Source organism: Pseudomonas wayambapalatensis (assembly GCF_049942315.1).
GTDB lineage: Bacteria > Pseudomonadota > Gammaproteobacteria > Pseudomonadales > Pseudomonadaceae > Aquipseudomonas > Aquipseudomonas wayambapalatensis.
Genome location: NZ_JBNFMU010000105.1, coordinates 1 through 15918, shown reverse-complemented (window position 1 = coordinate 15918; position 15918 = coordinate 1). Strand labels below are relative to the sequence as shown.

14 protein-coding genes, 1 pseudogene and 1 riboswitch are annotated in these 15918 nt (G+C 65.5%); of the genes and pseudogenes, 13 read left to right on the top strand and 2 right to left on the bottom strand.

Translation table 11 applies throughout. The features are described from left to right. Positions 1–141: 141 nt before the first annotated feature. From paaA to ACPZMI_RS05060, 12 genes and pseudogenes are all read left to right on the top strand, one after another. On the top strand, positions 142–1131 hold the full coding sequence (gene paaA / locus ACPZMI_RS05115; RefSeq protein ID WP_426351812.1) for a 1,2-phenylacetyl-CoA epoxidase subunit PaaA: 990 nt from the start codon (positions 142–144) through the stop codon (positions 1129–1131). Positions 1132–1157: 26 nt separating this feature from the next. After that, the gene (paaB, locus tag ACPZMI_RS05110) at positions 1158–1439 is read left to right on the top strand and encodes a 1,2-phenylacetyl-CoA epoxidase subunit PaaB (protein WP_004374528.1); all 282 of its coding nucleotides are present in this window, start codon (positions 1158–1160) and stop codon (positions 1437–1439) included. A gap of 8 nt (positions 1440–1447) precedes the next feature. Further along, positions 1448–2206, top strand: coding sequence for a 1,2-phenylacetyl-CoA epoxidase subunit PaaC (paaC, locus tag ACPZMI_RS05105; protein WP_426351811.1), 759 nt, complete (start codon positions 1448–1450; stop codon positions 2204–2206). After that, positions 2193–2726 (top strand): 1,2-phenylacetyl-CoA epoxidase subunit PaaD, encoded by a 534-nt coding sequence (paaD, locus tag ACPZMI_RS05100; RefSeq protein WP_186664834.1) that lies wholly within the window; start codon positions 2193–2195, stop codon positions 2724–2726. The genes paaC and paaD overlap by 14 nt, the downstream gene beginning before the upstream one ends. A gap of 15 nt (positions 2727–2741) precedes the next feature. Further along, a complete protein-coding gene (paaE, locus tag ACPZMI_RS05095; RefSeq protein ID WP_186664837.1) occupies positions 2742–3818 on the top strand; it encodes a 1,2-phenylacetyl-CoA epoxidase subunit PaaE in 1077 nt (358 codons plus the stop codon). 370 nt (positions 3819–4188) lie between these two features. After that, on the top strand, positions 4189–4497 hold the full coding sequence (locus tag ACPZMI_RS05090) for a DUF485 domain-containing protein (protein WP_054890632.1): 309 nt from the start codon (positions 4189–4191) through the stop codon (positions 4495–4497). After that, positions 4488–6056: pseudogene (locus ACPZMI_RS05085) on the top strand (cation acetate symporter); the annotation flags it as partial. The gene ACPZMI_RS05090 and the pseudogene ACPZMI_RS05085, both read left to right, overlap by 10 nt. Before the next feature lie 33 nt (positions 6057–6089). Continuing rightward, entirely contained in the window at positions 6090–7322 is a 1233-nt protein-coding gene (locus ACPZMI_RS05080) for an OprD family porin (RefSeq protein ID WP_426351810.1), read from the top strand. Between the two features lie 24 nt (positions 7323–7346). After that, positions 7347–9398, top strand: a complete 2052-nt coding sequence (gene paaZ, locus ACPZMI_RS05075; protein WP_426351809.1) for a phenylacetic acid degradation bifunctional protein PaaZ — start codon at positions 7347–7349, stop codon at positions 9396–9398. A gap of 82 nt (positions 9399–9480) precedes the next feature. Further along, positions 9481–9686: riboswitch (cobalamin riboswitch) on the top strand. Between the two features lie 112 nt (positions 9687–9798). Then, complete coding sequence (locus ACPZMI_RS05070) at positions 9799–10575, top strand: ABC transporter ATP-binding protein (RefSeq protein WP_426351808.1); 777 nt, start codon at positions 9799–9801, stop codon at positions 10573–10575. Then, the gene (locus ACPZMI_RS05065) at positions 10572–11540 is read left to right on the top strand and encodes an ABC transporter substrate-binding protein (RefSeq protein WP_186711789.1); all 969 of its coding nucleotides are present in this window, start codon (positions 10572–10574) and stop codon (positions 11538–11540) included. The genes ACPZMI_RS05070 and ACPZMI_RS05065 overlap by 4 nt, the downstream gene beginning before the upstream one ends. Then, a complete protein-coding gene (locus ACPZMI_RS05060) occupies positions 11540–12562 on the top strand; it encodes a FecCD family ABC transporter permease (protein ID WP_426351807.1) in 1023 nt (340 codons plus the stop codon). The genes ACPZMI_RS05065 and ACPZMI_RS05060 overlap by 1 nt, the downstream gene beginning before the upstream one ends. A 122-nt stretch (positions 12563–12684) precedes the next feature. Here the strand turns inward: ACPZMI_RS05060 and ACPZMI_RS05055 are convergent, their stop codons facing one another. Beyond that, entirely contained in the window at positions 12685–13206 is a 522-nt protein-coding gene (locus ACPZMI_RS05055) for an acyloxyacyl hydrolase (RefSeq protein WP_054890639.1), read from the bottom strand. Positions 13207–13436: 230 nt separating this feature from the next. Continuing rightward, on the bottom strand, positions 13437–14300 hold the full coding sequence (gene ptrR / locus ACPZMI_RS05050; RefSeq protein WP_153773677.1) for a putrescine utilization regulator PtrR: 864 nt from the start codon (positions 14298–14300) through the stop codon (positions 13437–13439). A 118-nt stretch (positions 14301–14418) separates the two neighbouring features. Between ptrR and ACPZMI_RS05045 the strand changes: the two genes are divergently transcribed. Beyond that, on the top strand, positions 14419–15804 hold the full coding sequence (locus ACPZMI_RS05045) for an aldehyde dehydrogenase family protein (protein WP_186664860.1): 1386 nt from the start codon (positions 14419–14421) through the stop codon (positions 15802–15804). Positions 15805–15918: the final 114 nt, after the last annotated feature.

Below are 15918 nucleotides of genomic sequence, written 5' to 3'. Positions count from 1 at the left end.
GTGGGAGCGGGCTCGTCCCGCGATAGGGGCGCAACGTGATACACAATTTCATTCGATACATTATTTTATGTTTGATGTTGTATCGCGTATCGCTTATAAAGAACTCCATGCCCCAACCACCCCTGAGGCGGGAGCCCGAACATGTACGCACAGCTAGTCGAAACCGGCGTCAAACGTGTCAAGTCACTGGAAGAGATGTCGCCCGAAGAGCGCCACTTCCAGGAGAAGATCGACGCCGAGATCAAGATCGAACCGAAAAACTGGATGCCCGAGGCCTATCGCCAGACCCTCATTCGCCAGATCTCCCAGCACGCCCATTCGGAAATCGTCGGCATGCTCCCCGAGGGCAATTGGGTCACCCGCGCCCCGAGCCTCAAGCGCAAGCTGCAGTTGATGGCCAAGATCCAGGACGAAGCCGGCCACGGCCTGTACCTGTACAGCGCCATGGAGACCCTGGGCGCCGACCGCGACGAAGAGATCGCCAAGCTGCACAGCGGCAAGGCCAAGTACTCGAGCATCTTCAACTACCCGACCCTGAGCTGGGCCGACATGGGCGCGGTGGGCTGGCTGGTCGACGGAGCGGCGATCGTCAACCAGGTGGTACTGCAACGTACCTCCTACGGTCCCTACTCGCGCGCGATGATCCGTATCTGCAAGGAAGAGAGCTTCCATCAGCGCCAAGGCTACGAACTGCTGCTGACCATGATGCGCCACGGCACCCAGGCGCAGAAGGACATGGTCCAGGACGCAATCAATCGCCTGTGGTGGCCCTCGCTGATGATGTTCGGCCCCAGCGACGAACACTCCCCCAACAGCGCCCAGTCGATGGCCTGGAAGATCAAGCGCCAGACCAACGACGAACTGCGCCAGCGCTTCATCGACCAGACCGTACCGCAGCTCGAACTGCTCGGCTGCACCGCACCTGACCCGGAACTGAAGTGGAACGCCGAACGCGGCCACTACGACTTCGGTGAAATCCAGTGGGACGAATTCTACGAAGTGATCAAGGGCAACGGCCCCTGCAACCAGGAGCGGGTCGCCACCCGTCGCCAGGCCATCGAAGACGGTGCCTGGGTACGCGACGCCGCCGTGGCCTATGCGCGCAAGCAACAGAACAAGAACGCCGCCTGAAGCGGCGACCGATTCGGAGATCGAACATGTCTGTCTGGACCCTCTACGAAGTATTCGTGCGCAGCAAGCACGGTTTGAACCACAAGCACGTGGGCAGCGTGCATGCCGCCGACGCGGCCATGGCCATCGAGAATGCCCGTGAGCTGTACACCCGGCGCAGCGAAGGCGTGAGCCTGTGGGTGGTGCCTTCGGCGCTGATCACCGCCTCTTCGCCTGACGAAAAAGACCCGCTGTTCGCCCCTTCGGACGACAAGGTCTATCGCCATGCCAGCTTCTACGAGCTGCCTGACGAAGTCGGACACATGTGAGGCCCGCCATGCACAACGACGATCTGATTCCCTACCTGCTGCTGCTCGGTGACAGCGCCCTGATCCAGGGCCAGCGCCTGTGCGAATGGTGTGGCCACGCCCCGGCACTGGAAGAAGAGCTGGCGCTGATGAATGTCGGCCTCGACCTGGTCGGCCAGGCGCGCAACTGGCTGGAGTATGCCGCCGAACTGCTCGACGACGGCCGCGATGCCGACGCCCTGGCGTTTCGCCGTGACGAGCGCGCCTTCCACAACCTGCTGCTGGTCGAGCAACCGAACGGCGACTTTGCCGTTACCATGACCAAGCAGTTCCTCTATGACGCCTGGCACCTGGCGATGCTCGAGGGCCTGTGCGCCTCCAGCGATCCGCGCATCGCCGGCATCGCGGCCAAGGCGGTCAAGGAGGTCACCTATCACCTGCGTCGCTCCGCTGAGTGGGTGCAGCGCCTGGGGGGTGGCACTGACGAAAGCCGTCGCCGCATGCTCGCGGCGATCCCGGCACTGTGGCGCTTCACGGTAGAACTGAGCCAGGGCAGTGAAAGCGAGACCCGCCTGGCCGCCGCGGGTATTGCCACCGACCCGGCGCAGGTGGGTCAAGCCTGGCTTGCCCAGGTCAGCGCCGTGTTCGCCTCGGTCGAGCTGCCGCAGCCCACGCCTGCCAGCCATTTCTACCTGAGCGGTCGCAAGGGACTGCACACCGAACACCTGGGCCTGCTGCTGGCCGAGATGCAGTTCCTGCCACGAGCCTACCCCGATGCGACCTGGTGAGCTGATCGCCGGCGACCGTGGCGCCCGCAGCCTGCGCGAGGGCGACCTGGCGCGGGCCTGGGCGGTGCTGGAGCAGGTCATGGACCCGGAGGTGCCGGTGGTCAGCGTGGTCGATCTGGGGATCGTGCGCGACCTCGACTGGCGCGCCGGCCACCTGCACCTGGTGGTGACCCCCACCTACTCCGGCTGCCCGGCCACCGAGGTGATCGAGGGCGATATCCGCCAGGCCCTGGAACAGGCCGGTTTTGCCCAGCCTGCGCTGGAACGCCGTCTGACCCCAGCCTGGAGCACCGACTGGATCAGCGACCAGGGCCGCGAGCGCCTGCGGGTCTATGGCATCGCGCCGCCCCAGGGCAGCGCCAGCAAGCGCAGCCTGCTCGGCGAAGCCCCCCAGGTGTGCTGTCCGCAATGCGGCAGCACCCATACCGAACTGCTCAGCCAGTTCGGCTCCACGGCCTGCAAGGCGCTTTATCGCTGCCGCGAGTGCCTGGAGCCGTTCGACTATTTCAAATGCATTTGAGCCGTGGAGACGACCATGAGCCAGTTTCACAGCCTGACCATCAAGCAAGTGCGCCACGAGACACGCGACGCCGTGTCGATCGCCTTCGACGTCCCCGCCCATCTGCAGGACGCGTTCCGCTTCACCCAGGGCCAGTACCTGGTGATGCGTACCTTTCTCGACGATGAGGAGGTACGCCGTTCCTACTCGATCTGCAGTGCCGTGCAGGACGGCGAGCTGCGCGTGGCGGTCAAGCGCGTGCCAGGCGGGCGCTTCTCGGCATTCGCCAATGACGTGCTCGCGGCCGGCCAGCAACTGGAGGTAATGCCGCCCAGCGGCAGCTTCTTCGTGCCGCTGCAGGCCGAGCGCTACGGCCACTACCTGGGGGTGGCCGCCGGCAGCGGTATCACCCCGATCCTGTCGATCATCGCCACCACCCTGGCCTGCGAGCCCAACAGCCGCTTCACCCTGCTGTACGGCAACCGAGCCAGCAACAGCGCACTGTTTCGCGATCGTCTGGAAGACCTGAAGAACCGCTATCTGGACCGCCTGAACCTGATTTTCGTGTTCAGCCGCGAACAGCAGGATGTCGACCTGTACAACGGCCGTATCGACGCCGACAAGTGCGGCCAGCTGTTCTCTCGCTGGCTCGACGTGCAGGCCCTCGATGCCGCCTTTATCTGCGGGCCGCAGGCGATGACCGAAACCGTGCGTGCCAGCCTCGAAGACAACGGCATGCCACGCGAACGCATCCATTTCGAGCTGTTCGCCGCCGCTGGCAGCGAAACCCGGCGCGAAGCCCGCGAGGCGGCGCGCCAGCTGGACTCGGCGCTGAGCCATATCACCGTGATCAGCGATGGCCGTGCACTGGCTTTCGACCTGCCGCGCAACAGCCAGAACATCCTCGATGCCGGCAATGCCATCGGCGCCGAACTGCCCTATTCGTGCAAGGCCGGGGTGTGCTCGACCTGCAAGTGCCGGGTCATCGAGGGCGAGGTGGAAATGGACAGCAACCATGCGCTGGAGGACTACGAGGTGGCGGCGGGGTATGTGCTGTCGTGCCAGACGTATCCGCTGAGCGATCGCGTGGTGCTGGATTTCGATCAGCTTTGAGACCGCATCGTCTTCATCGCGGGACGAGCCCGCTCCCACAGGGATTGGGCTGGACTTTAAAGGGACAAGCCTGCTCCCGCAGGGATTGGGTTGGACTTTAAAGGGACAAGCTTGCTCCCGCAGGGATTGGGCTGGACGTTAAAGGGACAAGCCCGCTCCCACAGGGATTGGGCTGGACGTTAAAGGGACAAGCCTGCTCCCGCAGGGATTGGGCTGGACTTCAAATTTTGGGCAAGACCGTTGCTCCCACAAGACCCATGGTCACTGCTGTAACTGTGGGAGCGGGCTCGTCCCGCGATGGGGCCGCCAGCAACCCTGCAACACCCTGCGTGACCTGAAAAAACAATTACAAGACAGAGGACCGCTTCCCATGACACCCGAGCACATCGATTCCATCAGCAAGCACCCCGACTTCCAGCAACTGATCCGCCGCAAGCGCCGCCTCAACGGCAGCCTCACCCTCACCATGCTCGCCGCCTACTACGGCTTCGTGCTGCTGGTGGCCTTCGCCCCCGGCCTGCTCGGCCAGTCGCTCAGTGGCGGCGTCACCAGCGTCGGCATGCTGGTGGGGGTGCTGATGGTGCTGTTGTCGTTCGCCCTGACCGGCATCTACATGCACCGTGCCAACCGCGTCATCGACCCGCTCAACGACAAGGTTCGCCAGGAGTGCGCGCAATGAACTGGACTGCCATCTCGATGTTCATGGTGTTCGTCTGCTTCACCCTGCTGGTGACCCGCTGGGCCGCGGCGCGCACGCGCTCGACCAGTGATTTCTACACGGCAGGCGGCGGCCTGACCGGGATGCAGAACGGCCTGGCGATCGCGGGCGACATGATCAGCGCCGCGTCCTTCCTCGGCATCTCGGCGATGATGTTCATGAACGGCTACGACGGCCTGCTCTACGCCCTGGGCGTACTCGCCGGCTGGCCGATCATCCTGTTCCTGATCGCCGAGCGCCTGCGCAACCTGGGCAAGTACACCTTCGCTGACGTGGTCTCCTATCGTCTGGCCCAGGCCCCGGTGCGCCTGAGCGCAGCGTTCGGCACACTGACCGTCGCGCTGTTGTACCTGGTGGCGCAGATGGTCGGTGCCGGCAAGCTGATCGAGTTGCTGTTCGGTATCAGCTACCTCTACGCCGTCACCCTGGTAGGCGTACTGATGGTGCTGTACGTGACCTTCGGCGGCATGCTCGCCACCACCTGGGTGCAGATCATCAAGGCGGTGATGCTGCTGTCGGGCACCACCTTCATGGCGTTCATGGTGCTCAAGCATTTCGGTTTCAGCACCGAGGCAATGTTCGCCAGCGCCGTGGCGGTGCATGCCAAGGGCCAGGCGATCATGGCCCCCGGGGCACTGCTGTCCAACCCCATCGACGCCATCTCGCTGGGCCTGGGCATGATGTTCGGCACCGCCGGGCTGCCACACATCCTCATGCGCTTCTTCACCGTCAGCGACGCCAAGGAAGCACGCAAGAGCGTGTTCTACGCCACAGGTTTCATCGGCTACTTCTACCTGCTGCTGATCGTCATCGGTTTCGGCGCCATCGTCATGGTGGGGACCGAGCCGGCCTACCGAGACGCCAGCGGCGCGATCATCGGCGGCGGCAACATGGTCGCCGTGCACCTGGCCCAGGCCGTGGGTGGCAACCTGTTCCTGGGCTTCATCTCGGCGGTGGCCTTCGCCACGATTCTTGCCGTAGTCGCAGGCCTGGCGCTGTCCGGTGCCTCGGCGATCTCCCACGACCTCTATGCCTGCGTCGTGCGCAAGGGCCAGGCCAGCGAGCAGGAAGAAATGCGCATGTCGCGCATCGCCACTCTGCTGATCGGCCTGCTCGCGGTACTGCTGGGGTTGCTGTTCGAATCGCAGAACATTGCCTTCCTCTCTGGCCTGGTGCTGGCGATCGCCGCCTCGGTCAACTTCCCGGTGCTGCTGCTCTCGATGTTCTGGAAGGGCCTGACCACCCGTGGCGCAGTAGCCGGCAGCATGGCCGGGCTGGTCTCGGCCATCGTGCTGGTGGTGCTGGGCCCGGCGGTGTGGGTCAACGTGCTGCACAACGAGCGCGCGCTGTTCCCCTACAGCAACCCGGCGCTGTTCTCCATGAGCCTGGCCTTCCTCGGTGCCTGGGCCTTCTCGGTCACCGACAGCTCGCAACGGGCCAGCGAAGAACGTGGCCGCTACCTGGGCCAGTTCATTCGCTCCATGACCGGGATCGGCGCCGCGGGCGCCAGCAAGCACTGAACCCTTGAACCTCGAATGTCGGATATAACAACAATGAACCACACTCGCCTCAAGTCGGCCGCCTGGCTGGCCACCCTCGCCCTGCCCTTGCCCGCCATGGCGGATTTCATCGCTGACAGCCACGCCCGCATCGAGCTGCGCAACCACTACATCAATCGCGACTTCCGCCAGTCCAACGCGCCGCAAGCCAAGGCTGAGGAATGGGCCCAAGGTTTCACCGCACGCTTCGAATCGGGCTTCAGCGAGGGCCCGGTAGGGCTGGGCGTGGATGCCATGGGGCAACTGGGGATCAAGCTCGACTCCAGCCGCGACCGGCGCAACACCGGCCTGCTGCCCTTCGGCCCGCACAGCCTGGAGCCGGTGGACGATTACAGCGAGCTGGGGCTGACCGGCAAGCTGCGGGTATCGAAGAGCACCCTGCGCCTGGGCACCCTGCAGCCGATTCTGCCCGTGGTGGTGTACAACGACACCCGCCTGCTGTCATCGACCTTCCAGGGCGGCCTGCTGACCAGCCAGGAGCTCGAGGGCCTGACCGTCAACGCCGGACGCCTGACCAAGGCCAACCTGCGCGACTCCTCCGGGCGCGACGACATTGGCTACGGCGCGGCCAGCAGCGACCACTTCGACTTCGGTGGCGGCAGCTACGCGATCACCCCGCAGACCAGCGCCAGCTACTACTACGCCAAGCTCGACGAGATCTACCGCCAGCAGTACCTGGGCCTGCTGCACACCCAGCCACTGGGCGAGGGTTTGAGCCTGCGCAGCGACCTGCGCTACTTCGACAGCCGCGGCGACGGCGCCGAACGCGCCGGGCGCATCGACAACCGCAACTTCAACGCCATGTTCACCCTGGGCGTGAAGGCCCACAAGTTCACCGCCACCTGGCAGCAGATGTCCGGCGACAGCGCGTTTCCGTTTCTCAACGGCGGCGACCCCTACACCGTCAACCTGGTCACCTACAACACCTTCACCCGCGCAGGTCTGGATTCCTGGCAGGTGCGCTACGACTACGACTTCGTCGCGATGGGCATTCCGGGCCTGAGCTTCATGACCCGCTACACCGACGGTCGCCACGCCGAAACCGCGACCCTCAACAATGGCCGCGAACGCGAGCGCGACACCGACATCACCTACGTCATCCAGAGCGGCCCGTTCAAGGACGTCAGCCTGCGCTGGCGCAACGTCACCTTCCGTTCCGGCAATGGCCTGACCAACGCCGTGGACGAAAACCGCCTGATCATCGGCTACACCCTGGCGCTGTGGTAACCGCGCCCTTCAAAGGAGAACAGCATGTCTGACGCCCACACCCTGCAGAGCTTCATCGCCGGCCGCTGGATCGGCCAGCACGGCGCCCAGGCCCTGCGCAGCGCCCTCGATGGGCAGGTCCTGGCCTATAGCCATGAGGAACGCCCGGACTTCGCCAAAGCGCTGGATTTCGGCCGCCGCCAGGGCCTCGCCGGGCTCATGGCCCTGGATTTTCAACAGCGCGCCGCACGCCTGAAGGCCCTGGCGTTGTACCTGGCCGAGCGCAAGGAACAGCTCTACGCCCTCTCCCACCACAGCGGCGCGACCCGGGCCGACAGCTGGATCGACATCGAAGGCGGCAATGCCACGCTGTTTTCCTACTCCGGCATCGGCACCCGCGAGTTGCCCTCGGGCAACCTGCTGCACGAAGGCCCGGCCATCCCGCTGGGCAAGCAAGGGCGTTTCGCCGGCAGCCATATCCTGGTGCCACGGGCAGGCGTGGCGGTGCACATCAACGCCTTCAACTTCCCGATCTGGGGCATGCTGGAGAAGTTCGCGCCGACCTTCCTCGCCGGCATGCCGTGCATCGTCAAGCCCGCGACGTCCACCAGCTACCTGACCGAAGCCGTGGTGCGCCTGATCGACGAATCCGGCCTGCTGCCGCCCGGCAGCCTGCAACTGGTGATCGGCAGCACCGGCGACTTGCTCGAACGCCTGCAGGGCCAGGACCTGGTGACCTTCACCGGCTCCGCCGACACCGCCGCCAAGCTGCGCATGACGCCGAACCTGGTGCGCAACTCGGTGCCCTTCACGGCTGAAGCCGACTCGCTGAACTGCGCCATCCTCGGGCCGGATGTAACCCCGGACGACGAGGAGTTCGACCTGTACATCAAAGAGGTGGTGCGCGAGATGACCACCAAGGCAGGCCAGAAGTGCACGGCCATTCGCCGCGCCATCGTGCCGGCCAGGCACCTGGATGCCGTCGCCACCCGCCTGCGCGAACGCCTGGCCAAGGTGGTGGTGGGCGATCCGGCGGTCGAAGGCGTACGCATGGGCGCGCTGGCCTCCCACGACCAGCAGCGTGATGTCGGCGAGCGCGTGCGCAGCCTGCTGCAAAGCTGCGACCAACTGTTCGGCGCCAGCGACGGTTTTTCGCCGGTGGGCGAAGGCGTGGCCGAAGGTGCGTTCTTCGCCCCGACCCTGCTGCACGCACGCGACCCGCACGCCGAGGGCGGCGCCCACGATATCGAGGCGTTCGGCCCGGTCAGCACCCTGATGGCCTACGACGACCTGGACGAAGCCCTGGCCCTGGCCGCACGAGGCAAGGGCAGCCTGGTGGCGACCCTGGTGACCCGCGACCGCGCCATCGCCGCCAAGGCCATTCCCGCGGCCGCCGCCTGGCACGGCCGTCTGCTGGTGCTCGACCGCGAGGCTGCGCCGGAGTCCACCGGGCACGGCTCGCCGCTGCCACAGCTCAAGCACGGCGGCCCCGGGCGTGCCGGGGGCGGCGAAGAGCTCGGCGGCCTGCGGGCGGTCAAGCACTACCTGCAGCGCGCCGCGATCCAGGGTTCGCCGAGCATGCTGGCGGCGGTCACTGGCGAGCACGTGCGTGGCGCTGAAGTGATCGAGACCGAGGGGCACCCGTTCCGTCGCTACTTCGATGAACTGCGCATCGGCGAGTCGCTGCTGACCCACCGACGTACCGTCACCGAGGCGGACCTGGTGAACTTCGGCTGCCTGTCGGGCGACCACTTCTACATGCATTTCGACGAGATCGCCGCCAAGCAGTCGCAGTTCGGCAAGCGCATCGCCCATGGCTACTTCGTGCTGTCAGCGGCGGCCGGACTATTCGTGTCGCCGGGTGAAGGGCCGGTACTGGCCAACTACGGGCTGGACACCCTGCGCTTCATCAACCCGGTGGGGATCGGTGACACGATCCAGGCGCGCCTGACCTGCAAGCGCAAGATCGACCAGGGCAAGACCAGCCCGTTGGGGCAGCCGCAAGGGGTGGTGGCCTGGGATGTGGAGGTGACCAACCAGCTCGGTGAACTGGTGGCCAGTTACGACATCCTGACGCTGGTGCTCAAGCGCGGCTGATCATTGCCGGCCTGACGTGTCGGCCCTGGCGCGGGTGTGCCCCGCGACAGGGACGGTTGACTCCCCACCCCATAAATGCTCAGATGCGCCCCTTGTTTCAGGTGTCCCCTGCCGCCGAGCCGGGGATTAAACGGGAAGCCGGTGCCTCGCTCCTGCGAGCAGTCCGGCGCTGCCCCCGCAACGGTAAGCGAGCGATGCATTCGATACACCACTGTGCCAACGGCATGGGAAGGTGAATGCCTCATGCCCCTCGCAAGCCCGGAGACCGGCCTGTCACAGCAGTTGGCAACTCCCGCGGTGGGCGGGCGCAGGCCGGTTCTCGCGGCGGCCGCGCGCCCGCGACAGCTGCGCGCACCTCCACCGTTCGGGTATCACTCACCCTGCGACGGTTGGTTCATCCATGTCATGCCCTACCCTGCACATCCAAGGCCTGCACTGGTCGCCGCACAGCGGTGGGCAGCCGCTGCTGGAGGGTATCGACCTGCAGATCGGCGCCGGTGAATTCGTCGGTCTGATCGGCCCCAACGGCAGTGGCAAGACCAGCCTGCTGCGCTGCGCCTACCGCTTCAATCGCCCCAGCGCCGGTCGGGTGCACCTCGATGACGAGGATATCTGGCAGCGCAACCCACGCTGGGTCGCCCAGCGCATCGCGGTGATGCTGCAGGAGTTCCCCGAAGACTTCGGCCTGAACGTGCGTGACGTCGTTGCCATGGGCCGCACCCCGCATCTGGGCTGGTTCGAGGGCGACGGCGAGCCGAGCCTGATCGACGACACCCTCGCCAGGCTCGACCTGCTGCCGCGCGCCCTCGACGCCTTCGTCTGCCTGTCGGGCGGCGAAAAGCAGCGCGTGCTGCTGGCGCGGGCACTGGTCCAGCAACCTCGGCTGCTGATCCTCGACGAGCCGACCAACCACCTCGACCCACGCTTCCAGCTGGCCCTGTTGCAGCAACTGCGCAGCACCGGCCTGAGCCTGCTGGCCAGCTTCCACGATCTGAACCTGGCCGCCGCCTTCTGCGATCGGCTGTACGTGATCGATGCCGGGCGCATCGTCGCCCACGGCACGCCAGAACACGTGCTCACCGAGCAATGCCTGACCGAGGTGTTCGGCGTACAGGCCCTGGTCGACCGCCACCCGCTGGCCTCCCATCCACGCATTACCTGGATCAGCCCTGCATGAAATCGCTGCTCACCAGCCTGGCCCTGCTGGCCGCCCTGCCCCTGGCCGCCGAGGCCGACAACTATCCACTGACCGTGCGCAGTTGCGAGCGCGACGTCACCTTCACCCATGCGCCGCAGCATGCCGTCAGCCATGACATCAATCTCACCGGCATGCTCCTGGCCCTCGGGCTGCGCGACCACATGGCCGGCTACAGCGGCATCAGCGGCTGGAAAACCCTCGACCCAAGCCTGCGCGAAGCACTTGACGGGCTGCCAGAGCTGGCACCGCGCTACGTGTCGGTGGAAAACCTGCTCGATGCCAACGCCGACTTCTTCCTCGCCGGCTGGAGCTATGGCATGCGCATCGGCGGGCCGGTCACCCCACAGACCCTCGCGCCCTTCGACATCCCGGTGTATGAACTGAGCGAGTCGTGCTCCTGGATCATGCCCCAGCGCCAGGCCAGCCTCGAAGACCTCTACCGCGACCTGGACAACCTTGGCCGGATCTTCGATGTGCGCGAGCGCGCCACTGCGCTGGTTGGCCAGTTGCGCCAACGCGTCGAGCGCGTTGCGGCGCAGATGGCCGAGATCAAGCAACGGCCGCGCGTATTCCTCTATGACAGCGGTGAAGACCGCCCCACCACTTCCGGGCGCCTGGGGATGCCGCAGGCGCTGATCAGCACGGCAGGAGGCGATAACGTCATGAGCGATGTGGCCGCCAGCTGGACCCAGGTGAACTGGGAGAGCGTGGTGGAACGCGATCCGCAGGTGATCGTGATCGTCGACTACGGGCCCACCAGTTGGCAGCACAAACGCGACTTCCTCCTGCACCACCCGGCGCTGGGCAGTGTCGAGGCGATCCGCAAGCAGCGCTTCGTGGTGCTGTCGTACCTGGAGGTGACACCGTCGGTGGAGAACGCCCAGGCCATCGAGACCCTGGCCACGGCCCTGCATCCGCAGCGCTTCGCCGAGGCCCGCCGCTGATGCCGATTCGCAGCCCTGCGGGCTATCGCCTGCTGATCGTTTCGCTGCTGCTGGCCTTGCTGCTGTCGTGCCTGCTGTCGCTGGGGTTCGGCTCGGCGCAGGTCGCATTGGGCAAAGTGGTCGGCATTGTCCTGCAGCAGGTGGGGCTGGGGGAAAGCGGCGACTGGAGCCGCGGCCAGGCGCAGATCGTCTGGCAGATCCGCGCACCGCGCGTGTTGCTGGGGGCGCTGGTCGGCGCAGGGTTGGCAATGGTCGGCGGCGCCCTGCAGGCGGTGACTCGCAATCCCCTGGCCGACCCGCACCTGCTAGGGGTCAGCTCCGGGGCGGTGTTCGGCGCGGTGCTGGTGGTGCTGTTTCTCGGCCCGTTCGCCGGTGCCTTCAGCCTGCCCCTGGCCGCGTTCATCGGCGCGTTGGGCAGTATGTTGCTGGTGCTCGGCGTGGCCAGCCGCGGTGGGCGCCTGGAGAGCGATCGCCTGCTGCTGGCCGGGGTGGCGGTGTCGTTCGTGGTAATGGCCGCCGCCAACCTGCTGCTCTACACCGGCGACCCGCATGCCGCCGCCTCGGTGATGTTCTGGATGCTCGGCGGGCTGGGCCTGGCGCAGTGGTCGCTGTTGTGGCTGCCGGCCGTTTGCGTGCTGGCGGGCTTCGTACTGTTGATGAGCCTGGCGCGGGCGCTGAACGCGCTGATGAGTGGCGAGCAGACCGCTGTGAGCCTGGGCTTCGACACCCGGCGCGTGCGGGCCAAGGTGTTCGTCGGTACGGCGTTGCTGACCGGTGTGCTGGTGTCGCTGTCGGGCGCCATCGGTTTCGTCGGCCTGATGCTGCCCCACGTGGCTCGTCGCCTGGTGGGCGCCGAGCATCGCCGCCTGCTGCCGGCCTGCGCCTTACTCGGGGCGCTGTTCATGATCTGGGTCGATGTCGGCGCACGCACCCTGATCGCCCCGCAGGATCTGCCAATCGGCATCGCTACGGCGGCCATCGGCGGCCTGTTCTTCATCCTCTTGCTGAGGCGCAAGGCCTGACATCCACGGACGTGGATCGACGGGTGGATGAGCAACTGCTCGAACATCGGGTGGCACGGCAGGTGCTGATCGCCCGCCAGTGATGCACCGTCGGCCCGATACCGACGGTGCACAGGCAGCGCTTAGAAGCCGGCGCTGTAGAACAGCGCGTACGACTCGATGCCGTCGTTCGGCTGCTTGATGCCGGCGTTGGAATAATGCGTGGCGCGGATGCCGATCTTCTGTTGACCCGGCAGCTTCAGGCCGAAACCGATGCGGTCTTCGAAGTTGACCGACGAGCCCAGCTTCTGATCACCGACGTCGGTCTTGGAGAAGGCGGCCAGGCCGATACCGGCCTCGATGAACGGGACGTAGCCCGAATCGCCGAACTCATAGACAAACACCGGGCTGAACGACAGGGAGTGGGCGCCGCTGTAGTCACCGCCCTCCCAGTAGGTGTAGGCGCCATCCCAGTAACCGGTCAGGTGACCGGTGCTGCTCTGCAGCCACTTCTTGTCCCAGTCGAACGACAGGCCGATGCGATAGGTCATGTCGCCCTGACTGGTGGCGCCCACGGCGCCAGAGATTTGCGCGGCCTGGGCCAGGTTGGCGCCGGCAAGGGCCAGCACGGCGGCGGCCAGCGAGGTGGCAAGACGGGTTTTCATCAATGACTACTCCAGAAGGTCTTCACGGGCAGGTGCCTTGGTGGGGCGTGCCTGCAGCAAGTGGAGGCTTGGCCTCTCGTTCTTCGCTTGCGCCCCAGGCCATCCCACCTGGGGTCACAAGTAGTAATACTTTTCTGATTATCGTCAGCCGCGATAAAAGATGAAAGTCATTTGCCACTATCGAATAGGAAAAAAGTTAGCAAGGTATCGGTTTTTTCGCCTTGAACCCTTCAGCCGGCCTGCTCCTCCAGCAGGCGGATGAACATGCTCAGGCTGCGTGACACCGTACCGCGACGCCACACCAGCCAGGTCTTGAGGTAACGAAAATCCTCGGACAACGGCCAGGCGCTGACCGTACTGGCGCCGGGCATGCTGTCGAGCATGCTGCGCGGCATCAGGGCCAGGCCTGCACCGGCGCTGACACAGGCGAGCATGCCGTGGTACGACTCCATCTCGTGGATCTTGCCCGGGACGGCCTTGTCTTTGACGAACCAGCTCTCGAAGTGATGCCGGTACGAGCAGTTGGCGCGAAAGGCATAGATGCTTTCGCCGTTGACGTCCTGGGCGCGGCTGACCGGAGCGTGGTTCAAGGGGGCGATGACCATCATCTCCTCCTCGAACACCGGCATGCCTTCCAGTGTCGGGTGCAGCACCGGGCCATCGACGAAGGCTGCCACCAGCCGCCCCGACAGCACCCCTTCGAGCATGGTCCCCGAAGGGCCGGTGGAAAGATCCAGGTCGACCTTCGGATAACGCTGGTTATAGGCTGCCAGCACTGCCGGAATGCGTACCGCCGCAGTACTCTCCAGCGAGCCGAGGGCAAAGGTGCCTTGCGGGTCTTCGCCGGCCACGGTCGAGCGTGCCTCCTGCACCAGCTCAAGGATGCGCCGGGTGTATTCAAGGAAGTTCCAGCCCGCAGGAGACAGGCGCAGGCGGCTCTTTTCGCGGATGAACAGCTCCACCCCCAGGTCTTCTTCGAGCTGCTTGATACGGGTGGTCAGGTTCGACGGCACCCGATGGATGTGTTGGGCGGCAGCGCTGATGCTGCCGTGCTCGGCCACCGCCTTGAACATTTCCAGTTGCACCAGGTCCACAGCCATTCTCCATTCGTGAATGTTTCGCTCATTATTATTCAGTTTTCATTAAAGCTGCACGCCTCTAGTCTGGCCTTCAGTCGAATACGACACCGCCAAGACAACAAGAGGACCCGCCATGAGCGAGATCAGCAGCCTGACCCATGCCATTTCCGTCGACCCGTACAGCGGCGAACAGATTGGCGCCTACCCCTACGACACCGATGCCGCACTGGACGCTGCCCTGCAACGCGCCAAGGTCGGCTACGCCCAGTGGCGCCAGGTGTCGCTGGGTCAGCGCAGCGAATACCTGATCGCCCTGGCCAATACCCTGCAGGCCAACCATGAAGCCTTCGCGGTGATGATCACCCGCGAGATCGGCAAGCCGATCACCCAGGCTCGCGGCGAAGTGACCAAGTGCATCGGCCTGTGCCAGTGGTACGCCGAACACGGCCCGGCCATGCTCGCCCCCGAGGCCACCCAGATCGAGAAAGCGCGCATCGAATACCGCCCGCTCGGCCCGATCCTCGCGGTGATGCCGTGGAACTTCCCGATCTGGCAAGTGCTGCGTGGTGCCGTCCCCGCCCTGCTGGCTGGCAACACCTACGTACTCAAGCACGCACCGAACGTGATGGGCAGCGCCTACCTGCTGGCCGAGCTGTTCAAGCAGGCTGGCTTGCCGCAAGGCGTGTTCGAGGTGGTCAATGTCACCCCGGATGGCGTCACCCGCGCGATCAATGACCCGCGCATCGCCGCCATTACCCTCACCGGCAGCGTACGTGCAGGGATGGCCATCGGCGCTCAAGCGGGCGCTGCGCTGAAGAAGTGCGTGCTCGAACTGGGCGGTTCCGATCCGTTCATCGTGCTGGCCGATGCCGACCTCGATGCCGCCGTCAAAGCTGCGGTGATCGGCCGCTACCAGAACACCGGCCAGGTCTGCGCCGCGGCCAAGCGCTTCATCGTGGAAGACAGCATCGTCGAGGCCTTCACGCAGAAGTTCGTGGAAGCGACCCGCGCCCTGAAAATCGGCAACCCACTGCAGGATGACACCTACCTCGGCCCGATGGCCCGCTTCGACCTGCGCGACGAACTCGATGGCCAGGTCCAGGCGACTCTCGCCGAAGGCGCCACGCTGCTGCTGGGCGGCAAGAAGGTCGAAGGCAGCGCCAACTTCTACGAGCCGACCGTGTTCGCCAACGTCACCCCCGACATGACCGCCTTCAAGCAGGAGCTGTTCGGTCCGGTGGCGGCGATCATCAGCGCACGTGACGCCGAGCACGCGGTAGAACTGGCCAACGACAGCGAATTCGGCCTGGCGGCGACGATCTACACCGCTGACCTGGCACGGGCCGAGCGCATGACCTCGGCACTGGACACCGGCGGAGTGTTCATCAACGGCTACTGCGCCTCCGACCCCCGGGTAGCGTTCGGTGGCGTGAAGAAGAGCGGTTTCGGGCGTGAGCTGTCGCACTTTGGTGTGCGCGAGTTCTGCAACGTGCAGACGGTGTGGCTGGATCGTAACTGAGGCGAGTGCGCGTCGCTCTTTTCGCGGGCAAGCCCGCTCCCACAGGGTCTGGTGTGATCCTTAGTAGGAGCGGGCTTGCCCGCGAAGAGGCCAGCACCCACACCGCAGATGCCT

What these genes read in the sequence shown, in the direction of transcription:
- ACPZMI_RS05070 (WP_426351808.1), top strand. Translation starts at nt 9,799, where the DNA reads ATGTCATGCCCTACCCTGCACATCCAAGGCCTGCACTGGTCGCCGCAC.
- ACPZMI_RS05055 (WP_054890639.1), bottom strand. Translation starts at nt 13,206, where the DNA reads ATGAAAACCCGTCTTGCCACCTCGCTGGCCGCCGCCGTGCTGGCCCTT.
- paaD (WP_186664834.1), top strand. Translation starts at nt 2,193, where the DNA reads ATGCGACCTGGTGAGCTGATCGCCGGCGACCGTGGCGCCCGCAGCCTG.
- paaA (WP_426351812.1), top strand. Translation starts at nt 142, where the DNA reads ATGTACGCACAGCTAGTCGAAACCGGCGTCAAACGTGTCAAGTCACTG.
- paaC (WP_426351811.1), top strand. Translation starts at nt 1,448, where the DNA reads ATGCACAACGACGATCTGATTCCCTACCTGCTGCTGCTCGGTGACAGC.
- paaZ (WP_426351809.1), top strand. Translation starts at nt 7,347, where the DNA reads ATGTCTGACGCCCACACCCTGCAGAGCTTCATCGCCGGCCGCTGGATC.
- paaB (WP_004374528.1), top strand. Translation starts at nt 1,158, where the DNA reads ATGTCTGTCTGGACCCTCTACGAAGTATTCGTGCGCAGCAAGCACGGT.
- ACPZMI_RS05045 (WP_186664860.1), top strand. Translation starts at nt 14,419, where the DNA reads ATGAGCGAGATCAGCAGCCTGACCCATGCCATTTCCGTCGACCCGTAC.
- ACPZMI_RS05080 (WP_426351810.1), top strand. Translation starts at nt 6,090, where the DNA reads ATGAACCACACTCGCCTCAAGTCGGCCGCCTGGCTGGCCACCCTCGCC.
- ACPZMI_RS05090 (WP_054890632.1), top strand. Translation starts at nt 4,189, where the DNA reads ATGACACCCGAGCACATCGATTCCATCAGCAAGCACCCCGACTTCCAG.
- ACPZMI_RS05060 (WP_426351807.1), top strand. Translation starts at nt 11,540, where the DNA reads ATGCCGATTCGCAGCCCTGCGGGCTATCGCCTGCTGATCGTTTCGCTG.
- ACPZMI_RS05065 (WP_186711789.1), top strand. Translation starts at nt 10,572, where the DNA reads ATGAAATCGCTGCTCACCAGCCTGGCCCTGCTGGCCGCCCTGCCCCTG.
- paaE (WP_186664837.1), top strand. Translation starts at nt 2,742, where the DNA reads ATGAGCCAGTTTCACAGCCTGACCATCAAGCAAGTGCGCCACGAGACA.